This is a genomic window from Maridesulfovibrio ferrireducens (assembly GCF_016342405.1).
GTDB classification, from domain to species: domain Bacteria; phylum Desulfobacterota; class Desulfovibrionia; order Desulfovibrionales; family Desulfovibrionaceae; genus Maridesulfovibrio; species Maridesulfovibrio ferrireducens_A.
Map to the genome: position 1 here is coordinate 101,543 of NZ_JAEINN010000004.1, position 25,535 is coordinate 127,077.

The window sequence follows — 25,535 nt, forward strand, 5'->3', positions numbered from 1 at the left end:
GATCCAGTACATGTCATTTAAACGGTTTATAGCTTTTTTTATTGTAATGATTTCAATTTTATCAGCAGGTACAGCCTTTGCTGACGCGCGCACTTTCGCTGTGTATCCATTTGAAATAAATGGACCTGCACAGTATAAATATTTGAGCCGCGGCGTTCAAACGATGCTTATTTCCCGTTTGAACTGGACAGGACATTTTGAACCTCTCGCAGCCTCCAAGGAGCTGGGTGAGGCCGATATTCCATCATCAAAAATTGAAGAAATTAAAAGCGCACAGCAGCTTGAAGTTGATTATCTGGCTCTAGGTAGTATCACAATCGTCGGTAAAGACGCTTCTATTGATCTACGTATGGTTGATAAGGACGGGAAATCTTGGACAAAAAGTGCTAAGACTACAATTGAAGGGCTTATTCCCGCTTTGGATGGCATCGCCACAGAGGTTAAAGGGGAATTATTTGAAAAGCCCGGAAGCAAGAAAGTTACTAAAGAAGAAAAAGCTCGTGAAGAGGCGCGCCCTCAAGATGCTTTAAATCCTGAGTTTATTTCGGCTTCTACAGCTGCAATTCCTATGCAGAGCGCGATTAACCCGCAGTTTAGATATGAAGGTGGAGCAGAAACTCCCGGTCGCTGGCGCAGTCAGAGTATTGATTTTGTGAATCGCGGCGGATTTGTTGCGGATGTTACCGGTGACGGCAAACAAAATATTGTTATGCTGTCGGATACTGAAGTTAAAGTTTTCGGTGTTGAAGCTCAGCGTTTGAAAGAGGTTGCTTCTTATAAATATGCAACGAGAGCAAATGGTATCAAAATCAGTGGTATTGATCTTGGCATGGATGGGGTGAAGGAAGTTGTTCTTTGTATTATGATGGACAGCAGACCCTATTCTTTCATTATCTCTTTTAAAGGGAATACTCCGAAGGTACTCGTAAACCGTTTTAATAAATTCTTAAGCTCGGTTCGTATTCCGCCTAATTTTACTGAAACTCTGCTTGGACAGAAGCTTGATACAAGCCGGACTTTTTATTCAAAAGATGTGACGGAATATATGTATTCTAATGGCGAATTGGTGCCTATCAGACATTTGTCTGTTCCTGAGTTTGCCAATGTGTTCAACACATCTTTCCTTCCCGAAAAGGACGATTATAAAATCTTAGTACTGAATAAGTACGGCAGAATGGTTGTTTACAATAAAGCTCTTGAGCCTTTGTACGAGAGTCAGAATTCTTATAACTCGGTTGATGTAAAATTTGAATCGATTGCTAGGATTAAAGGATTCGGTACGGAGAATAAAAAGGATAAAATGGAACATTATTACTTTGTTCCTATGCCTATAACTATAGCTTCTATTTCTGATCCGACTAAGTTTGAGGTTCTTTTGAATAAAGATATCTCTGTTGCTTCACAGGTTTTTTCCAACTATAAAAACTTCTCACAAGGCGAACTTCATTCTGAGTACTGGGATGGAGTCGGCCTCAGCCTTGCTTGGAAAACACGTCGTATTAAAGGTAGTGTGACTGCCTACGGACTCGCAGATATTGATAATGACGGTGAAAAGGAACTTTATTGTATTTTGAATAGTTTCCCCGGTTCTCTGGGTGTTAAATTCAGAAAGACTTTAATTGTTGCCTATGAATTGAATCTCGGAAAAAAATAGTTTGAATTCGGCCTCCTGCTTTATGCGGGAGGTCTTTTTTTTGGTTGAATAAAAAGTAAGCCCTTACGGGAGGAGATGATTATGAATAAAGCCGGAAGAGTAAGTGGTCTATTCGCTTTTTTGATGATGTTTGCTATATCGTTTTGCTCTGTTTCTCAGCTGCAAGCTGCAGAAATAAGCCTAAGCTATGCAAATTTTCCTCCTGCGAAGACGTTTCCTTGTGTGCAAATGGAACGCTGGAAGCAGGAAGTTGAAAAAAGGACTTCCGGCAAGGTGCAGGTTCAAACTTATCCCGGATCAACATTGCTGGGTGCTAAAAATACATTGCGCGGAGTTATGCAGGGGCAGGCTGATATTGGTTGTGTAAGTATTGCTTACCATCCCGGTGTGTTTCCGCTGAGTTCCGTTTTTGAGCTTCCTTTGGGTTTCACTACATCTACCTCTGCAAGCCTTGCGCTGTGGGATCTTTTTCAGAAACATCAGCCAAAAGAATTTAAGAAATTTAAAGTGTTGACCATGTTTGCTTCTGCTCCGTCAAACTTGATGACTAAGACACCTGTCCGCTCTCTCAGCGATTTGAAGGGAGTTGAACTCCGCGCGTCAGGTATTCTTTCTAAAATTCTTGATTCCATCGGGGCAACTCCTGTTTCCATGCCTATGTCTGCAACTCCTGAAGCTTTGCAGAAGGGTGTAGTTAAAGGGTTGTTTTCTTCTTTTGATGTGTTGAAAGATATGAATTTTGCTGAAATATGCCGTTATGAAACTGTGACCAATACTGCTGTTTACCCTTTTGCAATCATAATGAACAAGAGTTCATGGGAAGCCCTTCCTGATGATGTTAAAAAAGTTATGAACGATCTTGGTCGTGAACAGGCTGAATGGACAGGACAGTACATGGATCAGCATGTGAAAGATTCTCTTGCATGGTCTAAAGAGAAATATAACATTGAGCTTATCACCATGCCTGAAGCCGACATGCAGACAATCAAAGAAAAAACTAAGCCTCTGATTAATGACTGGAAAACAAAAGCTGTGGATTTCGGTGTTGATGCCGATGCTGTTCTTGCTGAAGTCGAAGCTTCCCGCGTTAAATATGATTCTGCAAAATAATTAAAGTTTTGAAAAACCTCCCCGCCTTTTAGTGGCGGGGAGTCATTAAAATCCGCTTATGATCAATAAATTGGAAAAAATATCTATCCTTTTCTGCCGCATTTTAGCATGGATTGCAGGCACAGCCCTTACAGCAATGGTCGTGCTCGCCTGTGCTAATATGGTTTTTCGTGCAACTTGGGTTCCGGTGAAAGGAACTTTTGAACTTATGGGTTTTCTAGGGGCCGTAGCCGCGGGTTTTTCACTGGCTTTTTCTCAATTATACAAAAGTCACATCGCAGTCGGCTTGTTTTTTAATAAATTTCCGAAACCCATGCAGATTTTTCTGGACGCTCTGAGCGGGGGAGCTTCTTGTGTTTTCTTTGCACTTTGTGCAAGGGAGGCCGCGAAGTGGGGGATGTTTTTATATGATCTGGGTGAAGTTTCTGAAACACTCGGAATTGAATTTTACCCCTTTGTTTTCTTCGTAGCTTTCGGATGCGTGATGATGTCTTGGGTCTTATTGCTGGATCTTGTCAGAACTCTTTCCGGAAAAGAACCTCTTAAGCTCGTTTAACCGGGTAGTTTATTATATAATATGGAACCAATAACTATAGGCTTCGTCGGCATTGTCTGTTTGCTGCTGGTAATTCTTACTTTACGAATTCCCGTGGGCTTTGCCATGGGGATCATAGGTTTTATCGGGTTCGCAAAAGTTCTTAATCTTAAAGCCGCATATGGTATGCTCGGCACTGAAGTATGGAATGTTTTTTCATCATACGGACTGACAGTAATCCCGCTTTTCATTCTTATGGGGCAGATTTGTTTCTACTCAGGAGTTAATAAGCGGCTTTATAAATCAGCTTATGCGTGGATGGGACATATTCGTGGCGGGATAGCGATGGCTACCGTCCTTGCCTGCGCCGGTTTTGCAGCGATTTGCGGTTCCAATACTGCTACTGCCGCGACCATGAGTACTGTTGCTTTGCCGGAAATGAAGAAATTTCGATATAATCCCATCCTTAGTACCGGTTCCGTTGCCGCCGGAGCAACACTTGGCGTAGTCATTCCTCCCAGTGTGGTTCTGATTATTATCGGCCTCCAAACCGGAGAATCTATAGGGCGCCTTTTTCTCGGCGGAGTAATTCCCGGTATTCTTTTATGCGGCTTGTTTTTGGTGACGGTTTTCTGCATGTGCGTGCGGCATCCTGACTGGGGTCCTTCTGGACCGGAAGTCAGCTTCAAAGAAAAGATGATGTCACTGCCCGGTTCTATCGAGATGGTGATTCTTTTTATGCTGGTTATGGGGGGATTGTTTGCAGGCTGGTTTACTCCTACAGAGGCCGGTGCTGCCGGTGCTGCTTTTGCTCTACTTATAAGTATAGTTTCACGGCAGATGACTTTTAAACGTTTTGTTGCCGCTGTTTCTGATACTTTAAAAGTGTCCTGCATGATTATGGTCGTTATTGTCGGTGCTATTATTTTCGGACGTTTTCTTGCTATAACAAGGCTTCCTTTTGAAGCTGCGGACATGGTCGCAGGATTACCGATTCCTCCGACATTAATTATTTTGTTGATATGCGTGATCTATGTAATCGGTGGAATGGTCATGGACGCGCTTGCTCTTTTGCTGATTACTATTCCGATTTTCTTTCCTATGGTTATAGCCATGGGATATGATCCTATTTGGTTCGGTGTGTTGATTACTCTTGTCACTACCATGGGTGCTATTACGCCGCCTGTGGGGGTTACAACGTTCATCGTAGCCTCAATGGCGGAGGATGTCTCCATCGACAGGGTTTTTCTCGGGGTAAGCTATTTCATGATCGCATATGTTGTGCTGATTGCATTGCTTCTAGCCGCACCGGAAATAGTAACATTTTTACCCAGATTAATGGGTTAGCCGTATTCGTTATGCCAGCAGAGTTTGTCACAGTTACCAGCGCTGAAGCTGGTCAAAAGCTTGTTCGATTTCTTGAACGAAGAGTGGATGGAGAGGTTCCGCGTTCCGCTGTTATGCGTTGGATTCGCAAGGGGAACGTGCGCGTTGATAAAGGACGTTGTAAGCCTTTTGATCTGGTTAAAGAGGGGCAGATAGTGCGAATACCTCCATATCGGGCTGATGAGCCTGCTGAAAAGGTTTCACGTGAACCGCTCGAAATAATTTATGAAGACGAGAACTATTTAGCCATTAATAAACCAGCCGGATTGCCTTCACAGGGCGGAACAGGACATGATGACAGTGTCGTTGACCGTCTTTTATCTATGTATGCAGATTTTCCGTTTAAACCAGCCCCGGCACATCGGCTTGACCGTGATACTTCCGGTGTTCTGTTAGCCGGCAAAAGTCATCATGGGCAGAGAGCCCTTTCCGATATGTTCGCGAGCGGAGAAGGGGGAAAGTATTATCTCGCCCTTGTCAGGGGGGATTGGATTTCAGAAGGAGCCGGTGATGACGGTTGGGTTGAGATGCACGATCTTCTTGAAAAGAAAGAAGAGAATGGGAATGAAAAGATGGTAACAGGTTCCGGTAAAGAAGCGCATGCATCTGTTTTAAGTTTGGGAAAATTGGAAAATCAAACTCTTCTCTTGATCAAATTACATACTGGCAGAACTCATCAGATACGTGTTCAGCTTTCATCGCGCGGTTTTCCGATTATCGGTGATTCAAAATACGGCGGTGGCAATGGTGCTATGAAATTACATTGCTGGAGGATTGAGACTCCTTGGTTTACTGCGCAATGTTCGCCGCATTGGGATGATGTCTTTTTGCGGCAGGAGCATATTAATTTGGCAGAAAATTCTTTGTTCTGATCATAAATTTTCTTTGTGACTAAAAAATCCCCGGAGTCAAAGACTCCGGGGATTTTTTACATTCTAATCAAGCAGACAAACTATGTAGTCTATAAACTACTCAGCTTTTTTGGGTGCTGCTTTTTTCTTTTTAGGCATTTTTATTTTACCAACCATCTCAATCATATCGCGGCTAGCGGAAGGTTTGCGATGATTAGGTTCCATGCGCAGACTTTGGGTAGGGCAAACATCAACGCAAATGCCGCAATATACGCAGGCAAATGGGTCGCATGTCCAAGTTCCTGTTCCGCTTTCTTTGTCTTTTGTGACGGTAATGCACTGTGAAGGGCATTTAATTTCACATTTTTTACAGAAGATACAATTATCGATGTCGTTGAACAATTCGCCTCTGTAGAGAGGAAAAGGTTCACGAATTTCGAAGGGGTACATTCTTGTAGAACTTTTCGAGAAGAGGTTCTTCAGTACCGTTGGAGTCATCTTAAGCATGTCTCAACCTCCTAGCGTTCCGTGCAGCTGATGCACGGGTCGATCGACAAGATTACAACCGGAACATCCGCTAGTTCGATGCCGGGCATCATTGCAATAAGCGGAGGAATGTTCGCGAACGTAGGAGTTCTGATGCGTACCCTGTCGAGGTATTTGGTTCCATTACCCTTCATGTAGTATAGACATTCACCGCGAGGCTGTTCCACACGGGTGATTAGTTCACCTTCTGGATTACCCTTGCATGGAGCAGCAAGATCACCCTGAGGAAGTCCTGCTATAGCCGCGCGAACGAGATCTATTGACTGTAAAACTTCTCTGAATCTGACTTTAGAACGACAGAAACTGTCACCGTCGTTTTCAACAACCGGTTCAAAGTCAATTTTATCAAAAGCAGCATATTTAAGCTGACGCATATCCTGTGCAATACCACTACCACGAAGGGTAGGGCCGGCTGCACCGAGGTCGTAAGCCTGTTCTTTTGTGAGAACGCCAACGCCTTTTGTGCGTTTGCAGACTGTGTAGTCGTTAAGAATTGTAGCCTGAATGGTTTTCAATTCTTTTTCGGCTTGTGCAAGTTCGGTAAGAATCCATGAACACTGTTCAGGGGTAAGATCCTGACGGACCCCACCTACAACGTTAACGGAAACAATTACGCGACTGCCTGTGGTGGCTTCGTTAAGATCCATGATGCGTTCACGGATACGCCAAAACTGCATGAACAGGCTTTCAAAGCCAAAAGCATCGGCGAAAAGGCCGAGCCATAGCAAGTGACTGTGCATACGGTGCAGTTCTGACCATATTGTGCGGAGGTATTTCGCTCTTTCAGGAACCTCTATTTTCATCATTTCTTCGATACCCTGACAGTAACAAAGAGAATGGATCATAGAACAGATACCGCAAACACGCTCAACGACTTGGATCATCTGATGATAATCGCGAATCTCAGCTAGCTTTTCAAGCCCTCTGTGAACGTATCCAAGCGCAGGAATGGCCTCCAGCACGATCTCGTCTTCCACGACAAGTTTCATATGCAACGGTTCCGGAAGAACCGGATGCTGCGGACCGAAAGGTATGATGGTGCGTGCCATAATTTACCCTATAGTTGTTTTCGTCTTGGTTTAATCCGGGAAGACGAATTATTTTTTGACAGTCATCGCCTTGGTGTTGTTACACAAGGGGATTGTAGTAATTTCCTCGTCCAAGTAGAGAGTGCGTCCAAAATCAAGAACAAGGCCGTCAAACAAAAGGCCGAACTGGTCCTGAATTTCGTTTTCAACTAGCATGGTGCCAAAAAGAATACCGCTTATTGAAGGACATTTAGTTCCTTTAGGAACGGTAACTCTCAAGTTGGTAAGAACTAACTCTTTGTCGAAGGTATAGATCAGATCAAAGTTGTCTGCATCCAGTTCGGTGCAGCTTATAGCGACAAAATGTTGTCCGTCGCTTTTCAACTTGGAAACTTCTCCGACGATAGTTTCCATTGTGATTTCTTTCAGATTTTCTATCACGTTGTTATCCCTCGTAATGTTTAGCCTCTGAGGCCTTCAAACTTGGCAAGGGCAGTGACCACGCCGTCGATGATAGCTTCAGGTTTAGCAGGGCACCCGGGAACGTAAACGTCCACAGGGATTACCTTGTCGATTCCGCCGAGTACGTTGTAGCACTCACGGAAAATTCCACCTGAAAGACCACATGCGCCGATGGCAATTACGCCTTTAGGATCAGGCATTTGATCGTAGATGTTGCGTAAAACCTTGGCGTTACGGGGGTTTACCGTTCCGGTGACAAGGAGGACGTCAGCATGCTTAGGGTTCCCGACATTGACTACGCCAAAGCGTTCAACATCATACATCGGTGTAAGGCATGCCAGAACTTCGATATCGCAGCCGTTACAGCTTCCGCAGTCAAAATGCATGATCCACGGAGACTTGGCGCGTGATTTATCAATGAATTTCTTGAACATAAGCTTAACCTACGTGCAGCCAGATGAGGTTGACAAAGGACATAACCAGACCGACGCTCCAAACGTATTTGAGCATCCAGCGCCAGGTCATGCGTGACATAGTATTATCAATCAGTATTTCTGCGAAGTAAGTAGAAGCAAGCAGGAGTACTACACCGACAAGGCTGGTGTGCCAGAAGAGTGCACATATTCCGAGAATAAAAACAGTCTCATACCAATGAGCAAGTTCAATGATGCCGAGGTAAGGACCGGAGAATTCGGTGAGCACTCCTTTGACTAATTCCTGATGCGCATGATGCGAAGTGGAGAAGTCAAAAGGCGATTTTCTGAGTTTGATAGTAAGAGCATAGCCAAGCACGATAAACATGAGAGGCAATTTAACTAAAAGCGGTTGGTCATAAGCTAGAATCTCATCAATTCTGAAACTTCCGGTTACCATAAAGATGGAAGCGAAAACCAGAATAATGAGCGGTTCATAAGTAAGAACCTGAATCAATTCACGCTGTGCTCCAACCTGGCTGTATGGGGAGGAACTGGCAAGTCCACCCATAACCAGGAAGACGGCTCCGATTGCCTGAACAAAGAAGATCAGAAGCAAGTCGGACTGAGCAAACAACAGGGCGACAGAGAGAGCTGCGGCAATGAGATAAACCCATGCACAGAAAACCTGCCAGAAGTTGTTGATGACTTTAACTTTACCAAATAATTTAGCAACGTCGTAGAAAGGCTGTAGAATCGGAGGACCGAAACGGGATTGAAGGCGAGCAGTAACTTTCCTGTCAACACCTGAAATCAGACCACCGAGAATGGGAGCCACAACTACACCGAAGATCATAAGAATTATCGTTTCCATTAGAGAGCTCCTCCCAACATAAGAACGATGAGAGCCAGAGCAACAAAGTTGATCCAGAGGGTAAGCTTTTCTTCGCCGAAGAAAGACTTAAGGTAGTAGTTACTAGCCTTGAGTGTTACCGGCTGGTTCATAGGACCGATAAAGGCCTGAACTCCAGGTTCTTTAACGTTTGCTCCGCACATGTAGGATTGAGCATTCTGGATGTTTCCAGATTTCTTAGTTTCTATCCATGCATACACAAACGCTGCTGCAAGTATAAAGAATATTGGATAGACTGCAAAAACACCGACAGGTGAAGAAAATACACCGGCAGTAATTTCGTAAGTCTTACCTATCATTGGTTCAATCAAACCTGTGTAAATGACTGGAGAGAACAAAGACAGGATAACTGTGCCTGCAGCAAGTGCAGTCAAGGTGAACTTTGTCAATGGGCTCTGAATTTCAGCAGGAACTTTATCACGAAGTGGAGCGGTAAGCAGGATACCTGCCCAGCGAGCCCAAAATACGAGAGAAAGAGCACTACCGAGAGCGAGCATCACGATAACAAAAATATCGCCGGATGCAGCTTCAATAGCCATCCATTTACCAAGCAGGACACCGAAGGGAGGCAGAATCATAGTTAAGACACCGATGATCGTGATAATCGCGGTACGAGGCATCTTAAGGTAAAGGCCATGCATGTCATCTATGTCACGGCTGCCGATACCATGTTCAATTGTGCCTACGCACAAGAATAACAGAGCTTTGGAACCTGCGTGGAAGATGATCAGAATGATTGCTGCTGTGATGGCCCAAGGTGTGTTGAGACCTGCACAACAGATGATCAATCCAAGGTTACTGATGGTAGAGTAAGCAAGAACTTTTTTACCGTTACTCTGACTGATTGCAATTGCAGCACAAGCAAGGAAAGTGAAGGCTCCGCAAAGAGCTATTCCTTCACTGAGGAAAGTGCCTGCATATGCAGGAGCAAGTCTGAGCACAATGTAAACACCGGCTTTAACCATAGTACTTGAATGAAGTAGAGCGGAAACCGGAGTAGGAGCAACCATGGCTCCGAGCAACCAGCTCTGGAAAGGAAGTTGAGCAGCTTTAGTGAATCCGGCTAAACAAAGTAGTCCAATCGGTACGAGCATTGCTCCGCCCATTGGTCCGGCTTCGATAATAGTCTGGAGACTGAGGGAACCCACTTCAGTGTACGCCCAGATCATTCCGAAGACAAAAGCAACACCGCCGAGGGAGTTCATCCACAAGGCGCGGGTGGCATTTTTGACTGCAATTTCTGTGTCATCATGCGCAATGAGCATGAAGGAACAGAAGGTAGTCACTTCGAAGAAGAAGTAGAGCCAAAGAATGTTATTAGAAAGCACCAATCCGTTCATAGCTCCGAGGAACAGAACAAGATAAAAGAAAAATCTCGGCTGGCGAGAATTTACAAGGTGCAAGTGCTCTTCGTGTTCTTTCATGTAAGGGATCGCAAAGAAGCAGATGAGCGAGCCGATAATTGAAATAACCGCAACCATGATTAATGCAAGGCTGTCAGCATAAAATGCCGGAACCTCTGCTGCATGGTCAACGAAGAATAATTCAAACACAGCTAATGGAATTATCTGCAATACTGCAAATACTTTGATCAGCTGATTTTTCAGTTTGAATGCGTAATAAAGGATTACGAAGAGCAGGGAAAAGTCCGCCAAAGTGACGAGGGAATCCCAACTGATTCCAAGTAATGTACTTGGAGAATAAGTAAATGATCCCTGCCCGAGAAGGACAAGAGAAGTAACAGCGATGCAAACTCCTGTGACAAGAACGATCATAGATCTGATCGTACTTACACGCAGAAAGTAGCAGCCTATAGCAGCCATCAAGGGCAACAAGATGACCAACGCTAGCATCATGGGCAACATACGGACCTCACTGTAACGCGATGTTGTGCCAGATTTAGAAAAACATACCTCAGCCGTGTTATCTTTTTAGGTTTTGTGTAACTCATCAATATGTTTCACATTTATCACCTAAAGCGTAGAAGTTTGTCTTCAAAAATGGAAGAAAAGTCAATAGCTAATTGATGGGATTTGACTTTTACAACCTATCCGAAAAGCTGATAATTAAATTCAAACAGCCTGAAATCAACGGCTTAGTGGTTTGATAGAGAGAAAAGCTATTGTGCAAGATATTATTTCAGGATAAAATCTATTGGTATGATCACACTTAGAAATAGCTCGCGCAAAATTATATTGTTTGCTGTCATTTTGGTGTTAGCTGTTTTCTTGGCGGGGTGCGGGAAGAAAACTGTCTCTATTCCTCGTAGCGGTAGAATTATAAGTACAGAGGGTTCTTCCAAGAAAGGGAATTCTGTTGTCAGTGTTGTCCGCTCTCAGATAGGTAAACCCTACAAATGGGGAGGATCTTCTCCGGCAAAAGGTTTTGACTGTTCGGGGTTGGTCTGGTGGGTCTACAATCAGCATGGAGTGAGGATTCCACGTGTTTCGTGGCAGCAGATTGATGCGGGAAAACCTGTTCATTTAAGTAGGATTAAGGCCGGAGATATAGTTTTCTTCAGAATTCCGGGTGGAGGTAAAAGTCTGCATACCGGTATTTATACCGGGGATGGGAAATTTTTTGTGCATAGTCCTAAAAGTGGTCACTATGTCCGTGAAGAATCGATGAATAAGGCTTATTGGCGGAAGTATTTTATCGGCGCGCGCAGGGTTCTTTAATATTCAGGGCAAAAAAAAGGAGCCTCAAATTGAGACTCCTATAATGTGATTGTGATCACTCTAAAAAGCTACTGAATAGTTGTGCAGGTTGGAGGCTGGATAGCCGCTCCGCTTCCTGCGTTTTTGAGTCTGGAGATGTAGTCTTTAACTTCATCCTGTTCTTTCCAGCCTGCATAAAGTTCTTTCCAGTCAGCGAATCCCATAACTTCAGTTTCAAGATATGATTCGTGTCCTTTAATCCAGAGATTAAAGAGATAGGTTTCAATTTTGAATTCTTTTGAATCAAAAACTTTAGGAACGATTTTGTCAGAGTACTTAGTTCCGTCAAAGCGAGCTCCGATGAAAGCGCAGACGTTCTGAGTAGATTTTTGCTGATCAATTTCTTCGTTGTTGAAGAGTTCAACTAATCCGTGCATTGTAGGAAAGTCTTTTTCGATCTGGTCCACAACATCTTGTGGAACTTTGACGATCAGCTTTTTCCCTTCTTCGAAGATGAAATAAAATCTCATCCAGTTATCGAACATGAAGACTTCTGAAACATCATCGACAGCTCTATCAAACGCTTTATTTTTCATGGCGGCTCCTTGCAGTATTTATTTGCTGGACCATATATATTGGCAGCGAAGTGAACTGTATATGTTCATGATAGGGGGGGTAGTCAAGGGGCAAAGCTTTGCAAAAAATAAATTTTCAGTAATTTTTTTCGGGTTCTAGGTTTAAAATGTATTTATTTTAAGATGTTACATTGTTGTTGTGTGTTTTGTTCAAACACTTTACAATCTTGATGTTTTTGAGGTAATACCACGTTCTTTGCAGCATATAATCGTGCGGCAAGTGCGAAATCTTATATTTAGGAGGAATGCCAAATGGGTGGACATAAAAAGATCGAACGGAAGAAAGAACTTGAGCGTAAACGTCATCGCAGAGCTAAAAGAGTTAAAGCTCGTATAGCTGAAGCAAAAGCAGCAAAAAAATAAACATTTAAGTAGTGCTTTCTTTTCCTGGTACCAGTTGTAATGGCTTAAGCCGGGATGGTTAGTAATGCCCTCATTTTTTTCGGGGATAGGTCCGCCTGCCTTTCGGGGTATGGCGGGTGCCTTTTTTTTTTAGATGGAGGGAACTATGCCGATTTATGAATATCAATGTCATGATTGTCAGCAAATTTTTGAAGAGTGGCAGACAAACTTTGAAGACAAAGAGTTAGAGTGTCCTGTCTGTGGCGGGTTAGCTACTAAGGTTCTTTCTAATTCAACTTTTGTTCTTAAAGGCGGAGGATGGTATTCTTCTGGATACTGTAAAACTGATTCTGTTGCCGGAAGCTCCGGCAGTCCAAAATCTGTGAGCAGTGATTCAGGTGCGTCCGCGCCTTCAGTCTCGACTTCCACTAGTTCTGACAGCGCAGCAAAAAGCTGATTACGGCCTGACGGCCCGGTATATACCGGGCCGTTTGTTTTTTGTTCTGCGGTTCATAACATCTGCTTAATCCATCTGTTATTGTTTAAATCTGTTAGTTATAATAAAGTCTGGGCCTGTCGGCCTTTTTTTAAATATATTTTTAAAATAAAAAAACCGGAATTAAGAAAATGATCGAAAGATATTCCCGTCCTGCTATGAGTGCGTTATGGACTCTGGAGAATCGCTTCAGGGTATGGCTTGAAGTTGAAGTTGCTGTCTGTGAAGCTTGGCATAAGCTCGGACGCATTCCGGCTGAAGATATTAAAAATATCCGTGATAAAGCTGATTTTGAATTGGACCGTATTCTGGAGATTGAAGAAAAGACAAAACATGATGTTATTGCTTTTCTTACAGCTGTAGAAGAAAAAGTCGGACCTTCTTCCCGCTTTATTCATTTAGGATGCACTTCCTCTGATATTGTTGATACTGCCAACGGAGTTCTTCTCCATCGTGCCGGGAATATGATCTTGAAAGCTCTTGATGAGTTTCTGGCTACTCTTAAAGAAATGGCTTTTACTTATAAAGGTAGAATGTGCATGGGCCGTACGCACGGTATTCATGCAGAACCTACCAGTTTCGGTCTTAAAATGACCGGTTTTTATGCTGAATTTACACGTCATCGTGAGCGTATTGAAAAGGCTGTGGAAGGCGTTAGTGTCGGTAAAATTTCCGGAGCTGTCGGAACTTACGCAATGCTTGATCCTGAAGTTGAGAGTATTACCTGCGAATTGCTCAATTTGAATGTCGATCCTATTTCCACTCAGATTATTCAGCGTGACCGCCATGCCGCATTCTTTACAGCTCTAGGCTTGCTTGGCGGTGGTATTGAGCGTCTCGGCGTAGAACTAAGGCATTTACAGCGCACTGAAGTTCTTGAAGTTGAAGAGGGATTCAGCGCTGGACAGAAAGGCTCTTCCGCCATGCCGCATAAGAAGAATCCTATTTCTGCTGAAAATCTCAGCGGACTTTCCCGTCTCCTGCGTACCAACGGTTTGGTAGCAATGGAAAACATGCCTTTGTGGCATGAACGTGATATCAGTCATTCCTCTGTTGAAAGAGTTATAATGCCTGATTCCACTATTCTTGCAGATTATATTCTCGGTCGTATGACCGGAGTTCTCAAAAGACTTAAAATCAACGGCGATAATATGGATCGCAATCTGATGGCTTCTTACGGGCTTTTCTACTCACAGCGAGTTTTGCTTGCTCTTGTAGATTCCGGTCTTGAAAGACAGAAAGCTTATGAAATGGTGCAGAAGGTTGCTATGTATTGCTGGGAAAATAAAGTTTCCTTCCCTGATGAAGTTCGCAAGGATGAGACCATTAAATCTGTTCTGGCCGACGGGGCTTTGGATGATGCTTTTGATCTTGGATACTATACTAGATATGAAGATTTTATTATTAAACGTGTTTTCGGTGAATAACCTGAACATGTTGGTTTAAATTAATATATCACCCGGCTTTGACCTTTCAGCAAAGCCGGGTGATCTTTTTTGCAGGTCTTAGTTTTTCGTGCTAGTGTTTCAAAAAAAGTGTTGATTTATAGTTGCTTTAAGTTGTGAATCAATGTTTTTAGTGGTGTGAGTATGATTTTGAGTTGAGTGTGGATGATGCTTGCTTTTTACTCCGGTTATTCTGAACGATGGAGTCCTGGCTTTGGTATGATGCATTTTTTAAGATTATTCTTTATAGTTATTATATTCAGTGCGAGCTTAAGCTCTTATTGTCTTGCCGGGGGGTGGACGCCTGTGCTGGAAAGTACTCCGCTTGTTCCCGGGGTGGTCGTTGCTGTTGATAAAGAATCTCAGAAGTTCCATCTTCTTGTTCATAAAAGTCCTTTGCACGCTGAGCTTTCTTTTGACTGTGCTACGGGTAAAAAAGCCGGTGATAAAAAAGTTGAAGGAGACATGCGAACTCCTGAGGGCGTATATTTTACTAAAGGTAAGCGAACTGGCTTAAAAGATTTTGAATTGTATGGAGATTTGGCTTTTCCTCTTGATTTTCCTAATCCGATTGATCGTATTAATGGAAAAACGGGGTATGGAATATGGATACACGGGCGGGGCAAGCAGTTAGTAGCAATGGATACCCAAGGTTGTGTAGCTCTTGAAAATACAGATATAAATTTTATTGATTCTCGGATACGTTCAGGCACTCCGGTTGTTATTGGCGAGACCGTCTCGTGGGTAAATGCTACGGGAACGCAGGTAGTAGAATCTGCAGAACTTAAGACCCTGGTTAATAAGTGGGCTGCAGACTGGTCGAATAAAGATGACGGTTTTTTTGAAGCTTATTCAGATAAATTGTTCAGTAAAACTGAAAGCAGACCTTTCAAATTTTTTAAAAATCGTAAAAAGAGAATTTTTTCCGATACATCGTGGATCGATGTTTCAGTTTTTAACTTAAAAGCTCTGCCCGGTCCTGATTACTGGGTTACTTGGTTTGATCAGTATTATAGATCAGGCCGTCTTTCTTCTTCTACAGCTAAGAGACTGTATTGGCAGAAGATTGATGGAATTTGGAAAATTGTGGGGCGGGAGTATGGCCCTGCTTCCAAATCTTTTGCAGATGAATATATTGCATCAAAAAGAAAAAGTGTTCTCGGATTTCTCGATAATTGGAGAACCTTCTGGCTTTCTGCTGATCTAGATCCCTATTCTGTTTTGTATGATTCTAATGCAAGGCAGGGAAATATACGCGGAATTAATGCGATTAAAGAACACAAAAAATCCATATGGACGGAAAAGAAGCCTTCCGTTGTTGAAATTAGTAAAGTGAGATTAAAAGAACATCCTGATGGGTTGGAAGTTGCCTTCAAGCAATTGTATTCTGATGTTTCAGGTTATAGCGATTTTGGAAGTAAAAAATTAGTCATTCGTCCTGTGAATGGTGGATGGCGCATCGTTGATGAACAATGGAGCAGGCGCTAATGGGCAATACCAAGTACAATGTTCTTTTTATGCGGGATGATGATACCGTTAAACGGTACAGGCTCAGTCCGTTCTGGCTGGGAGTTTTTGTTTGGTTTATTGTTTTATTGGCAGCGTGCGCCAGTGTCGGGGCATGGTCTGGATATAAATTTTGGAATCAAAATGTGGAACTTCGTCAGGATAAGCTGGAATTGCAGAAAACCCTTAATGAAGCTTCTGTTCAGCTTGAGCGGTTGGAAAATGTAAATAAAATTTTAGATTCCTATGATCCCAATGAAGTACAATCTCTTTTAGCTTCCGTACCCGTGGAAGAAAAGAAAGTCGAACCTGCTCCTCTTACTGATCTAAAAAAATTACTTTTTTACAAAAATCTTATGCGCGCCGGAGTTGAAAATGTGAAACTCCGTTATTCAGGAGGGAGTCTTGCGTTGAGCTTTGACCTGAATAATTTGCAAACCTCCTCCTCGCTTAGCGGATCCGCAAAGGTTGAGCTTATCGGGAGTAACGGCAAAGGGGAGCATATCAAGGCAAATTCTAATGATATGTCTTTCCATATACAAAGATTCAAAGTTGTCAGAACAAGATTCGCAATGCCTTCCGGGATGTCTTTAAAAGACATGTACGGCCTTCGTTTGATGATAAGCACCACTAATAATGAGTTAATATTCAGTGAAGTATATCCTCTGTCGCGTATTTTTAATTAGCCTTTTTACGCTAATTTTTGCAGTGTCCCCCGCACAGGCTCAGCATGTGCGTAGTTATACTTTTTTTCAGGGAACACAGTATCCCTTACGTGTTACATGGGTTTTCGGAGATGAGCCCGGACCGACTATTATGGTTCAGGGCGGAGTTCAGGGGGATGAACTTTCCGGATTTTTCACAGGACAGCTGCTGACCCGCTGTAAGCTTCGCAAGGGTAACTTGATTATTATTCCGCGTGCAAATGAACCTTCAATTCTTCGCCGCGCCCGCCAGATAAATGTGGATCTCAACAGAAGATTCGATAAAGAATACAATAATTTTTATGAGGATCGTCTTGCCAAGGCAATCCGTTTCCTGCTCGATGATGCTGATGGTTTTATCCATTTACATGAAGGTAGCGGTTTCTATAATCCTAAATATATCAGTAGTATGAGAAATCCAAAGCGTTATGGTCAGTCAATGATCATTGATGCGGCAGTATACAAAAATATTCCGCTTGCTGATTTGTGTCAGCGTGCAATTGATAGTCTTAATTCCAAAATTCCCAATAAATCATATTGGTTTACACTTTTTAATACCGATACTTTTGATAAAGCTACCCATTATCCTGAGATGTTGAAATCCCTGACTTGCTATGCTCTTGTTGAACGTGGAATTCCGGCCATGGCTGTCGAAGTAAGCAAAGATATCATGGATCTTGAATGGAAAGTTCGTCAGCAACTGAAGGCCACTGTTTATTTACTTGAGGAATTTGGATTAGAAGTTGAAATTCCAGAATTTTCATTTCCTGCCGAAGGTAAAAATACCGGCCTAAAAATAATGATCAACGGCAGTCCTCTCTCGGGGAAGAGTGTAAATCTTGTGAGAGGCGGTCCTGTTTCCACTTCCGGTCAGAGTGATGTTATGACTGATTTGGCTTTGGAGCCTGCTGTAGCTGTGTATGCGAGTGACCGTCCAAATCTTAATCTTTTGACTGCGCCTCGCATGGCATTGTCATCGTTTCCCGCTCTTGAAGTTAGCCTTGACGGTAGTAAGATGACAACCACCAAAGTTCGCTGGACCGGACAAAATGAAAATTCACCGGAACCGCACGGTCCTGTTTTTTTGTGCTGGCTCAACGGTGACCCTCATTTTGTGTCTGCTTCAGGCATTCTTAGTGTTTTGGAAGGGGATCAGTTCATTATTGAAGGAGTTCTCGGGAGCAATAGAGAAGAAGTACTTAATTTAAAAGGATTTGTTGCCTCGACGATGGTTAACAGCGGGCAGGATGTCGGGCATGAAATTATTATAGAACCTTCCAATTTTATGGATAAATACAAGCTTAAAAGTGATGATGGCGGAGCTCGCTATAGGATAGCCAGAGAGACTCCGGGTAAGCACAGGGCAGAGTTTTACCTTTCAGTTTTTCCGCGTGTAGTAAAAGCTCTTGAGTTCAGCCGCACGCATGGCCCTGATATGCTTGTAAAATGGGAAAGCGATGCTGTCCGTGAAGTTCCTGCGGATCGTTATGTGCTTAATGAAGCTTGGAGCAACGGAAAACTTGATAAAATTCAACCTTTCATTGATCGTATTCCTATTTCATGGGGTGAATCTTTTGATGTTGAACCTGGAAAAGACGTGAAGATAACTCTTCGCCATTCAACAACATTTGAACCTGTCGGCGGTATGATCTTCAGAGGGGCATCTCTGTTACAGACTTCATTGGATTGATTTTAGAAAACCGCATGTTAACCTGTTAAATATGGGTAATGATATGAAAGCTGTACCTGAAAATTGTTATGTTAATCTTCCTCTTTTATATATCTATAATCAGCCTGAGTATTTAGATTTATTTATAGAGAAATCAATTCAGCCTGAACTTGGGCTTGATTGTTTTGGAAATGAATGTGTTAGCAAAGACTGGTTGCAATCTATCAGTGATCGGCTTGCAAATGCGGGACTTAAGTGCACCGTACATCTCCCTTTTCTGGATTTGAAACCAGCCAGCCTAAATTCTGCTATCAGGCAGGCATCTATTGATACTTTATGCGGAGCTTTCGAACTCGCAAAAATATTTTCTCCGGAAAGGATGGTGATGCATCCCTCCTTTACTTCGTGGCTTGAAGAGCCTCTTTTTGAAGTGTCCTATAAAAATTGTTTGGAAGGTATTAGGCAGTTGAGTGATTCATGGCCTGATCATCCTGTGCTTTGTCTCGAAAATACTTACGAGTATGATCCCGGTCCGCTTTTACGAATTGTGGAAGATTTGGACCGCGATAATGTGGGTATATGTTTTGATGCAGGGCATTGGCATTCTTTTTCTAAGGGATCGGAGAAGAAAGATTTTGATTTCTGGTTTGATTCCTTTGCACCATATATCAAACACTTACATCTGCATGATAATAATGGCGTTAAAGATGAGCATCTCGCCTTGGGGTATGGAACTATGGACTGGGAACATATTATTTCCCGTGTGAAAGAGTTAGACCCTTTGCCTTCAATGACTCTTGAACCTCATAATCGTGACGATTTCGAACTAAGCCTGAAATATTTTCAGGAAAAAATAATTCCCCAATTGCTTTAGTATTAATTATAGATTCTTTTAAAATACAAAAAAGGTTCCCGGACAATCTGTCCGGGAACCTTTTTTTAGGTAGGTATTCCATCAAACTTACATGGAAATTAGTTTTAGAATACCATCAATTATACTCAATAAATTATTGCTGATAGCTTGTAAATATCAGACTTTTAGTGGCTATATTTATAATTAATGAGGTCGTATACAATGATTTGTACGAAAATAAAACATATTAATTCGGTCTGTGTTTGGTTAAAGTTGTAAATCTTTTAACTGTATTCTTTGTATAATAAATATGGTTAGTTGTGTTGATAATATTTGTTTTAAATATGCCGGAGGAAGAAGAGTGTTAATCGTAGGCGTTGATACAGGCGGAACTTTCACAGATTTTATCTATAAAGATGGCAATTCATGGGGCGTACATAAGCGTCTTTCAACTCCTCACGACCCTTCTGAATCTGTAATTAATGGTCTTAAGTATATTGCAGGTGACCGCCGCGTGCAGGTTGTGCATGGATCAACTGTCGCAACAAATGCAATACTTGAACGCAAAGGCGTTAAGACTGCCCTTATTAGTAATGAAGGATTTGAAGATATAGTTCAGATAGGGCGCCAGAATCGTTCGGAACTTTATAATCTGTCATTTTGTAAGAAACCGCATATTGTTCCGCCTGAATTAAGATTCGGGATTACAGGAAGAATTGATCATAATGGAAATGAAGTAGAGTCTTTTTCTGAAGATAATGTTCAAAATATTCTTAAAATAATCAAGGGTTCAGACGTTGAATCTGTCGCAATCTGTCTTCTTTTTTCATATTTAAATCCAGAACATGAGAACAGAATGCGTTCTTTACTTTCTGAAATTGATATTCCTGTTTCGGTTTCGCATGAAATTTTAGCAGAGTTTCGTGAATTTGAACGCACATCAACTACGGTTATTAACGCGTATGTTTCACCGAAAATGACCCGTTACCTAACGTTGCTTCAAGATTTTCTTGATGGATATTCATTACGGATTATGCAGAGTAACGGCGGGTCGATCTCAGCTGAAACGGCTATGAATGAGTCCGTAAGGACGATCTTGTCCGGCCCTGCCGGGGGAGCTGTCGGCGCACATGTCATAGGTAAAATGGCTGGGTATCATAAGCTTATTACCTTTGATATGGGGGGCACTTCGTCTGATGTTGCACTCATAAACGGTGAACTGCCTTTGACTCTTGAATCTGCGATAGAAGATTATCCTGTTAAAGTTCCCATGATCGACATCCACACGGTCGGCGCAGGAGGCGGTTCTATTGCCCGTATTGATGCCGGAGGTTCGCTGACTGTCGGGCCTGAAAGTGCCGGAGCTGATCCCGGTCCTATCTGTTATGGTAAGGGCAGTGAAATTACGGTTACAGATGCCAATTTATATCTCGGAAGACTTATCCCCGACCGTTTTCTAGGCGGCGAAATGTCGCTTAAGACTGATAAGTTGAATGGTGCAATGGAAAGAATGGCTGCGGAGGCTGGTCTCAGTCCCGTTGAACTTGCGGAAGGAATTCTTGATATCGCCAACACTAATATGGAACGCGCGATCAGAGTTATTTCAGTTGAACGCGGTTACGATCCTCGTGAATTTACCATGTTTGCATTCGGCGGAGCGGGTGGAATGCATTGTGCTTTTCTTGCAAAGATGCTGTCGATTCCGAAGCTGTTTATTCCGAATAATCCAGGTATTCTTTCAGCCGTAGGCATGGTTATGGCTGATGTGATAAAGGATTACTCGCTGACGGTTATGCGTAATCAACATAATACCACTGCGGATGATCTTGAGAATTTGTTTGCTCCACTTGAAGATCAGGGGCGTGCGGCACTTGAAGATGAAGGGTTCGCATCGCAGGATATAACTGTCGAACGATTTTTGGATATGCGCTATCAAGGGCAGTCTTTTGAGATAATTGTGCCTTTTGACGTTGACTGGATTGAAGAATTCTCCCAGCTTCACGAACATAATTACGGCTATCGTAATGATGCTAAAACCGTAGAAATAGTCAACATCAGGCTTAGAACGAGGGGAATGCCGACTAAACCGGAATTCCCTGAAGCCGCTGAACTTACAGCGAAGATGCCGGATGATGCTGTAATAGGGACAACCGAAACGGTTTTTGATTCTATATTTATGAAAACCCGCATTCTGGATAGAGAGAAGCTTCTGCCCGGTAACAAGATTGATGGGCCTGCAATCATTATTGAATACAGCTCCACTTTAGTTATTCCGCCTTTCGCAAAAGGTGAAGTTGATGCTTACGGCAATCTAATTTTTGATATTGAGTAATCCGGGAGGTATATAAAAATGAATGTGAATCCAATCCTCCTAGAGGTGTTTAAAAACAGGTTTGCGGCAATTTCCGAAGAAATGGGTGTAACGCTCACAAGAACTGCTTTTTCTCCCAATATAAAAGAAAGACGTGATCTTTCCTGCGCGGTTTTTGACAGCAAAGGCGATATGATCGCACAGGCGGCCCATATTCCTGTTCATTTAGGTTCCATGCCTCTTTCGGTTAAAAGTGCCATAGATAATGTCACGTTTACTGAAGGCGACATGGTTATGCTTAATGATCCGTTCAAAGGCGGAACTCATCTGCCCGACATAACTCTCGTAGCTCCTGTCTTTTTCAGCGGTTCAGATAACCCTGATTTTTATGTTGCTAACCGTGCCCATCATTCTGATGTGGGTGGTATGGCGAGTGGTTCTATGCCCCTTTCCACTACACTTTATCAGGAAGGAATCATCATTCCACCTATTAAGATTGTTGAGAAGGGTGAAATCGTTAAATCCGTGATGGCTTTAATTTTAAACAATGTACGCACTCCTGATGAGCGTGAGGGTGATTTTTCCGCGCAAATCATGGCAAATATTACAGGCGTACGCAGGTTGAACGAGCTTATTTCAAAATACGGGCTTGAGACTGTCGATTTTTATGCAGCAAGTCTTAATGATTATGCTGAAAAAATTACACGCCACACAATTGAATTCATTCCTGACGGTGTTTACAAATTTACTGATTACATGGACGGCGATGGCATGGATTGCTTTAATGTGCCCATCAGTGTGATTTTAGAAGTGAAGGGAGATACGGCAAAGCTTGATTTCACAGCTTCCGGTGATCAGGTCACAGGCAGCGTTAATGCTGTCCGCTCAATTACGCTTTCGGCAGTGCTTTATGTTTTTCGTTCACTTATAGAAGGGGACGTACCAACCAACGCGGGTATTCTTCGTCCTCTCGAAATAATCACTCGCAAAGGTTCTATTCTTGATGCAAATTTCCCTGCCGCAGTCGCAGGCGGCAATGTCGAAACTTCCCAGCGGGTTGTGGATGTTGTTTTAGGTGCGCTGGCAGAAGCCATTCCGCAGAGAATTCCCGCTGCCAGTCAGGGAACGATGAACAACATGACCATCGGCGGTATGGATGAACGCACGGGCAAACCTTTTGCCTATTACGAGACACTAGCCGGAGGTATGGGCGGTTCCGTATCCTGTCGAGGTGAGCATGCGGTCCATTCACACATGACCAATACACTTAATACACCCGTGGAAGCTCTTGAGTATAGCTATCCGTTTCGCGTAAAGACTTACTGCGTGCGTAAAAACACTGGCGGAAAGGGGCAGTTCCCCGGTGGTGACGGTCTTGTGCGTGAGATTGAATTATTATCGAGTTGTGAAATAACAGTACTTTCCGAGCGCAGAACGAATGCTCCGTACGGTTTGCAAGGTGGCGGAAACGGTACGCCTGGTCGCAATGTTCTCATTAGTGCTGGTAAGGAAATCGAGAAGCCCGGTAAGTTTCACACGCCGCTCAAAAAGGGCGATATTATACGCATAGAAACTCCGGGCGGAGGCGGCTGGGGGAAGTAGATTTTAGTGAGTTTTATTATAAATTTATGGAGTTAGTTGATAATACAGCTTTGAAAATAAATGATAAAAATATTAAGGTGCAACCTTGTTACTAACTTAATAAAAGTTTTGGGAGAGCCACGAGACCCTTTTTTCAAAAAGGTTCTCGTGCCGCCGGAGGCCTAAAAAAAAATGAAAAATATATTTAGTAAAGCGATAGTCAGAACTCCGGCTCATAATTTGGGACATGGTTTGACCGAGGCAGGACTCGGTTGTCCTGATATGGAACTTACTCATGTTCAGCACCGGAATTATATAAAATATTTCGAGAGCAAAGGAATTGCGGTGACGGTTCTTGATGCGGTGGAGGATTTTCCTGATTCGGTTTTTGTCGAAGATACGGCTGTAATGATACCTATAGATGGCGGAGTTGCGGCCTTTTTGACTTGTCCGGGGGCGAAGTCCCGTCGCGGAGAAGTGGAAAGGATTAAGCCTGTTCTCGCGTCGACAGCTGATGAAATTTTTCAGATGGAAGGGGACGGACTCATGGAGGGCGGTGATATCCTGCTCATGGGGAATATTTTTTTTGTGGGTATAGATTCGCGTACTAATTATGCCGGATTTGAGCAGTTTGAAAAAGTTGCTCGTAAATTCGGTTATAAATGTGTTCCTGTTCCGTTTGATAACGGAATGCCGCATCTTAAGACTGAATTGTCCACTCTGGATGATGAAACTCTTATTATGAGCAACCGTTTTTCCATGCGGGATGAGTTCTCAGGGTATAGAAGGATGGTTGTTCCCACTGGAGAGGAATATGCCGCCAATTGCTTATATATGGGTAATTGCTTGCTGGCCCCGGCAGGTTTCCCTGCCTCAGCTGAAATGCTTGATAAAAACGGGTTCAGTCCCGACTATATTGATATGTCGGAATTCAGAAAGATGGACGGTGGACTGACCTGCCTCTCGTTGCGTTGGTAGCCTGAAAGGTTAGAGCACTATTTTTACAAGAGCGTCCTGTAAAATTTCTTCATAACTTTGATCTGAACGGACAATGTGATGCGCTGCGTTCATAAAGCTCGGCTCAAATCTGTTGAGCATGAGAGAGATTTGTTCGCGTGCATCTTCTGATCTGTCTGAAGCGTTTAGCAAGGTTAGGAAATCAGACATGATGTAGAGTACTTTTCCGTTATCTTTCAGGAGATTACGATTTTTTTCTGAAAGAGCGGCTCCGCGGGGAAGACTTACAATCTGGTTGTCTTTAGCAGCCGCTTCTATGATGGCAGGATTCCCGTCATTTCTTTTAATGATAACAACTTCTCTGCCCAGTTTTTTAGCAATATCCGCCGCTATGGATTTTCTCAGGTCATCATTCAGCGAAAAAATGAAAACGTTTCCAGATTCTCGACCGCCTATAACTATGTCTTTATCCTTTCCGGAAAAAAGAACTTTTTCCCTTTTAGGCTCACCTATTTGGTATTCAATATCGATCATTTCATTTGGTGTTGTCATGGTATGGCTCCTGATGCGGATTATTTTTGTTTGCTCGCAACTGACTAATCATTTCACTTAGGCGCGGCAAGACTGATATTCTATTTAAGGGGTTACGCTTTACGGATGAAATGTACCGTGCGTTTGTATTGTTCGTCATCAGGAAGTTCTTTTGACAGATAAGTTACCTTCCATTTTTCGGCAAAAAAGTTTTGTGCGAAATCAAGCAGACTGAAAAATCCGTTTTTGATTTGTGCCTGCGGGTACAGTTTCAGAAATTCGTCTTCAGACATGCCGAAATGTCTTTTCACCAGATACAACGGGCGGAAAGTTAAAAGCATTTCTGACTTGCTTCTACTTTCAAGCCCTTTGAGTATGGGGATTAAAAAGCCATTTGAAATATTAATCTTGCCGAGAATGTCGATAAGCATACCCATATCAAAAGTGCGCGTAGCCGGTTCGGAAGCGAAGTTGCATGTTTCAAATTCTACATTTTCAATATTATAGAGAGCAGCGAGTTTTTTTGCTCCCTTAATAACCTTGGGTTCCATATCGTAACCCACGACTTCTTTTGCGCCTCGCTCGTGTGCATAGAAAGTGAAATGTCCAAGGTTGCACCCTAGATCGCATACTGTTTTTCCTGTGAAATCAAGCTCAGTAAATTCAGGGTCTATCCCGTCAATATCATGCCCGACTCCTCCGCTCAGTTTGTTTCTTTCAAAGTCGTAAAGAGGTCTCCAGATTATGTCCTGTCCCACTTCTTCTACAATTTTTTTAATTTCGGCATTTGGAGTCATATATAATCTCTGTTTTTTAGCTGAGGTGCGTGCTTTTTTAATAGAACTCAAGGCAGTTGCCTCTTGTTCTGTTTAATTTTCGATTCTGGGTATAACTGTATTGCAATAGTAACTCAAGAACCTGATTCGGATTGCATGGTTTTTTAATGCGTG

24 protein-coding genes are annotated in these 25,535 nt (G+C 42.8%); 15 read left to right on the forward strand and 9 right to left on the reverse strand.

Features of this window, described 5'->3' with window-relative positions; genetic code table 11:
- Nucleotides 1-10 precede the first annotated feature (10 nt).
- From JEY82_RS05980 to JEY82_RS06000, 5 genes are all read left to right on the forward strand, one after another.
- A complete protein-coding gene (locus tag JEY82_RS05980) occupies nucleotides 11-1,654 on the forward strand; it encodes a VCBS repeat-containing protein (protein WP_304083743.1) in 1,644 nt (547 codons plus the stop codon).
- Nucleotides 1,655-1,735: 81 nt separating this feature from the next.
- Nucleotides 1,736-2,764: a TRAP transporter substrate-binding protein gene (locus JEY82_RS05985; RefSeq protein WP_304083746.1), complete on the forward strand. Its 1,029-nt coding sequence runs from the start codon at nucleotides 1,736-1,738 to the stop codon at nucleotides 2,762-2,764.
- Between the two features lie 58 nt (nucleotides 2,765-2,822).
- On the forward strand, nucleotides 2,823-3,320 hold the full coding sequence (locus JEY82_RS05990; protein WP_304083749.1) for a TRAP transporter small permease: 498 nt from the start codon (nucleotides 2,823-2,825) through the stop codon (nucleotides 3,318-3,320).
- A gap of 21 nt (nucleotides 3,321-3,341) precedes the next feature.
- Nucleotides 3,342-4,646 (forward strand): TRAP transporter large permease, encoded by a 1,305-nt coding sequence (locus JEY82_RS05995; protein WP_304083751.1) that lies wholly within the window; start codon nucleotides 3,342-3,344, stop codon nucleotides 4,644-4,646.
- 11 nt (nucleotides 4,647-4,657) lie between these two features.
- Nucleotides 4,658-5,557: an RluA family pseudouridine synthase gene (locus tag JEY82_RS06000; RefSeq protein ID WP_304083754.1), complete on the forward strand. Its 900-nt coding sequence runs from the start codon at nucleotides 4,658-4,660 to the stop codon at nucleotides 5,555-5,557.
- Nucleotides 5,558-5,653: 96 nt separating this feature from the next.
- On the opposite strand, the gene JEY82_RS06005 is transcribed toward JEY82_RS06000, so the two are convergent.
- The 6 genes from JEY82_RS06005 to JEY82_RS06030 are packed head-to-tail and all read right to left on the reverse strand — an operon-like array spanning nucleotide 5,654 to nucleotide 10,763.
- Nucleotides 5,654-6,043 carry a 4Fe-4S dicluster domain-containing protein gene (locus tag JEY82_RS06005; protein ID WP_304083757.1) on the reverse strand — a complete coding sequence of 130 codons (390 nt, stop codon included), beginning with the start codon at nucleotides 6,041-6,043 and terminating at the stop codon, nucleotides 5,654-5,656.
- 11 nt (nucleotides 6,044-6,054) lie between these two features.
- Nucleotides 6,055-7,131: a nickel-dependent hydrogenase large subunit gene (locus JEY82_RS06010; protein ID WP_304083759.1), complete on the reverse strand. Its 1,077-nt coding sequence runs from the start codon at nucleotides 7,129-7,131 to the stop codon at nucleotides 6,055-6,057.
- Nucleotides 7,132-7,179: 48 nt separating this feature from the next.
- Nucleotides 7,180-7,551 (reverse strand): NADH-quinone oxidoreductase subunit C, encoded by a 372-nt coding sequence (locus JEY82_RS06015; RefSeq protein WP_244512308.1) that lies wholly within the window; start codon nucleotides 7,549-7,551, stop codon nucleotides 7,180-7,182.
- Between the two features lie 20 nt (nucleotides 7,552-7,571).
- Nucleotides 7,572-8,006, reverse strand: coding sequence for an NADH-quinone oxidoreductase subunit B family protein (locus tag JEY82_RS06020; RefSeq protein WP_304083764.1), 435 nt, complete (start codon nucleotides 8,004-8,006; stop codon nucleotides 7,572-7,574).
- A 4-nt stretch (nucleotides 8,007-8,010) separates the two neighbouring features.
- The gene (locus JEY82_RS06025) at nucleotides 8,011-8,859 is read right to left on the reverse strand and encodes a respiratory chain complex I subunit 1 family protein (RefSeq protein ID WP_092162717.1); all 849 of its coding nucleotides are present in this window, start codon (nucleotides 8,857-8,859) and stop codon (nucleotides 8,011-8,013) included.
- Nucleotides 8,859-10,763: an NADH-quinone oxidoreductase subunit L gene (locus JEY82_RS06030; protein ID WP_304083768.1), complete on the reverse strand. Its 1,905-nt coding sequence runs from the start codon at nucleotides 10,761-10,763 to the stop codon at nucleotides 8,859-8,861. Before JEY82_RS06030 ends, JEY82_RS06025 begins: the two co-directional genes overlap by 1 nt.
- A 294-nt stretch (nucleotides 10,764-11,057) precedes the next feature.
- On the opposite strand from JEY82_RS06030, the gene JEY82_RS06035 reads away from it, so the two are divergent.
- On the forward strand, nucleotides 11,058-11,576 hold the full coding sequence (locus JEY82_RS06035) for a C40 family peptidase (protein WP_304083772.1): 519 nt from the start codon (nucleotides 11,058-11,060) through the stop codon (nucleotides 11,574-11,576).
- 68 nt (nucleotides 11,577-11,644) lie between these two features.
- Here the strand turns inward: JEY82_RS06035 and JEY82_RS06040 are convergent, their stop codons facing one another.
- On the reverse strand, nucleotides 11,645-12,151 hold the full coding sequence (locus tag JEY82_RS06040) for a hypothetical protein (RefSeq protein ID WP_092162714.1): 507 nt from the start codon (nucleotides 12,149-12,151) through the stop codon (nucleotides 11,645-11,647).
- Nucleotides 12,152-12,698: 547 nt separating this feature from the next.
- Between JEY82_RS06040 and JEY82_RS06045 the strand changes: the two genes are divergently transcribed.
- The 9 genes from JEY82_RS06045 (at nucleotide 12,699) to JEY82_RS06085 (ending at nucleotide 24,075) form a co-directional block, all read left to right on the forward strand.
- Complete coding sequence (locus JEY82_RS06045) at nucleotides 12,699-12,989, forward strand: zinc ribbon domain-containing protein (RefSeq protein ID WP_304083776.1); 291 nt, start codon at nucleotides 12,699-12,701, stop codon at nucleotides 12,987-12,989.
- Nucleotides 12,990-13,159: 170 nt separating this feature from the next.
- Nucleotides 13,160-14,455 (forward strand): adenylosuccinate lyase, encoded by a 1,296-nt coding sequence (gene purB / locus JEY82_RS06050; RefSeq protein WP_304083778.1) that lies wholly within the window; start codon nucleotides 13,160-13,162, stop codon nucleotides 14,453-14,455.
- Nucleotides 14,456-14,779: 324 nt separating this feature from the next.
- Complete coding sequence (locus JEY82_RS06055; RefSeq protein WP_304083781.1) at nucleotides 14,780-15,961, forward strand: L,D-transpeptidase family protein; 1,182 nt, start codon at nucleotides 14,780-14,782, stop codon at nucleotides 15,959-15,961.
- Complete coding sequence (locus JEY82_RS06060) at nucleotides 15,961-16,665, forward strand: hypothetical protein (protein WP_092162698.1); 705 nt, start codon at nucleotides 15,961-15,963, stop codon at nucleotides 16,663-16,665. Before JEY82_RS06055 ends, JEY82_RS06060 begins: the two co-directional genes overlap by 1 nt.
- Before the next feature lie 46 nt (nucleotides 16,666-16,711).
- On the forward strand, nucleotides 16,712-18,373 hold the full coding sequence (locus JEY82_RS06065; RefSeq protein ID WP_304083783.1) for a M99 family carboxypeptidase catalytic domain-containing protein: 1,662 nt from the start codon (nucleotides 16,712-16,714) through the stop codon (nucleotides 18,371-18,373).
- Nucleotides 18,374-18,416: 43 nt separating this feature from the next.
- Nucleotides 18,417-19,226, forward strand: a complete 810-nt coding sequence (locus JEY82_RS06070; protein ID WP_304083786.1) for a sugar phosphate isomerase/epimerase — start codon at nucleotides 18,417-18,419, stop codon at nucleotides 19,224-19,226.
- Between the two features lie 340 nt (nucleotides 19,227-19,566).
- Entirely contained in the window at nucleotides 19,567-21,537 is a 1,971-nt protein-coding gene (locus JEY82_RS06075) for a hydantoinase/oxoprolinase family protein (protein ID WP_304083788.1), read from the forward strand.
- An 18-nt stretch (nucleotides 21,538-21,555) separates the two neighbouring features.
- Nucleotides 21,556-23,118: a hydantoinase B/oxoprolinase family protein gene (locus tag JEY82_RS06080; RefSeq protein ID WP_304083791.1), complete on the forward strand. Its 1,563-nt coding sequence runs from the start codon at nucleotides 21,556-21,558 to the stop codon at nucleotides 23,116-23,118.
- 171 nt (nucleotides 23,119-23,289) lie between these two features.
- On the forward strand, nucleotides 23,290-24,075 hold the full coding sequence (locus tag JEY82_RS06085; RefSeq protein WP_304083794.1) for a dimethylarginine dimethylaminohydrolase family protein: 786 nt from the start codon (nucleotides 23,290-23,292) through the stop codon (nucleotides 24,073-24,075).
- Nucleotides 24,076-24,084: 9 nt separating this feature from the next.
- Here JEY82_RS06085 and JEY82_RS06090 read toward each other — a convergent pair whose 3' ends face one another.
- Nucleotides 24,085-24,606 carry a shikimate kinase gene (locus JEY82_RS06090; RefSeq protein ID WP_304083798.1) on the reverse strand — a complete coding sequence of 174 codons (522 nt, stop codon included), beginning with the start codon at nucleotides 24,604-24,606 and terminating at the stop codon, nucleotides 24,085-24,087.
- 92 nt (nucleotides 24,607-24,698) lie between these two features.
- The gene (locus JEY82_RS06095; protein ID WP_304083801.1) at nucleotides 24,699-25,433 is read right to left on the reverse strand and encodes a methyltransferase domain-containing protein; all 735 of its coding nucleotides are present in this window, start codon (nucleotides 25,431-25,433) and stop codon (nucleotides 24,699-24,701) included.
- Nucleotides 25,434-25,535: the final 102 nt, after the last annotated feature.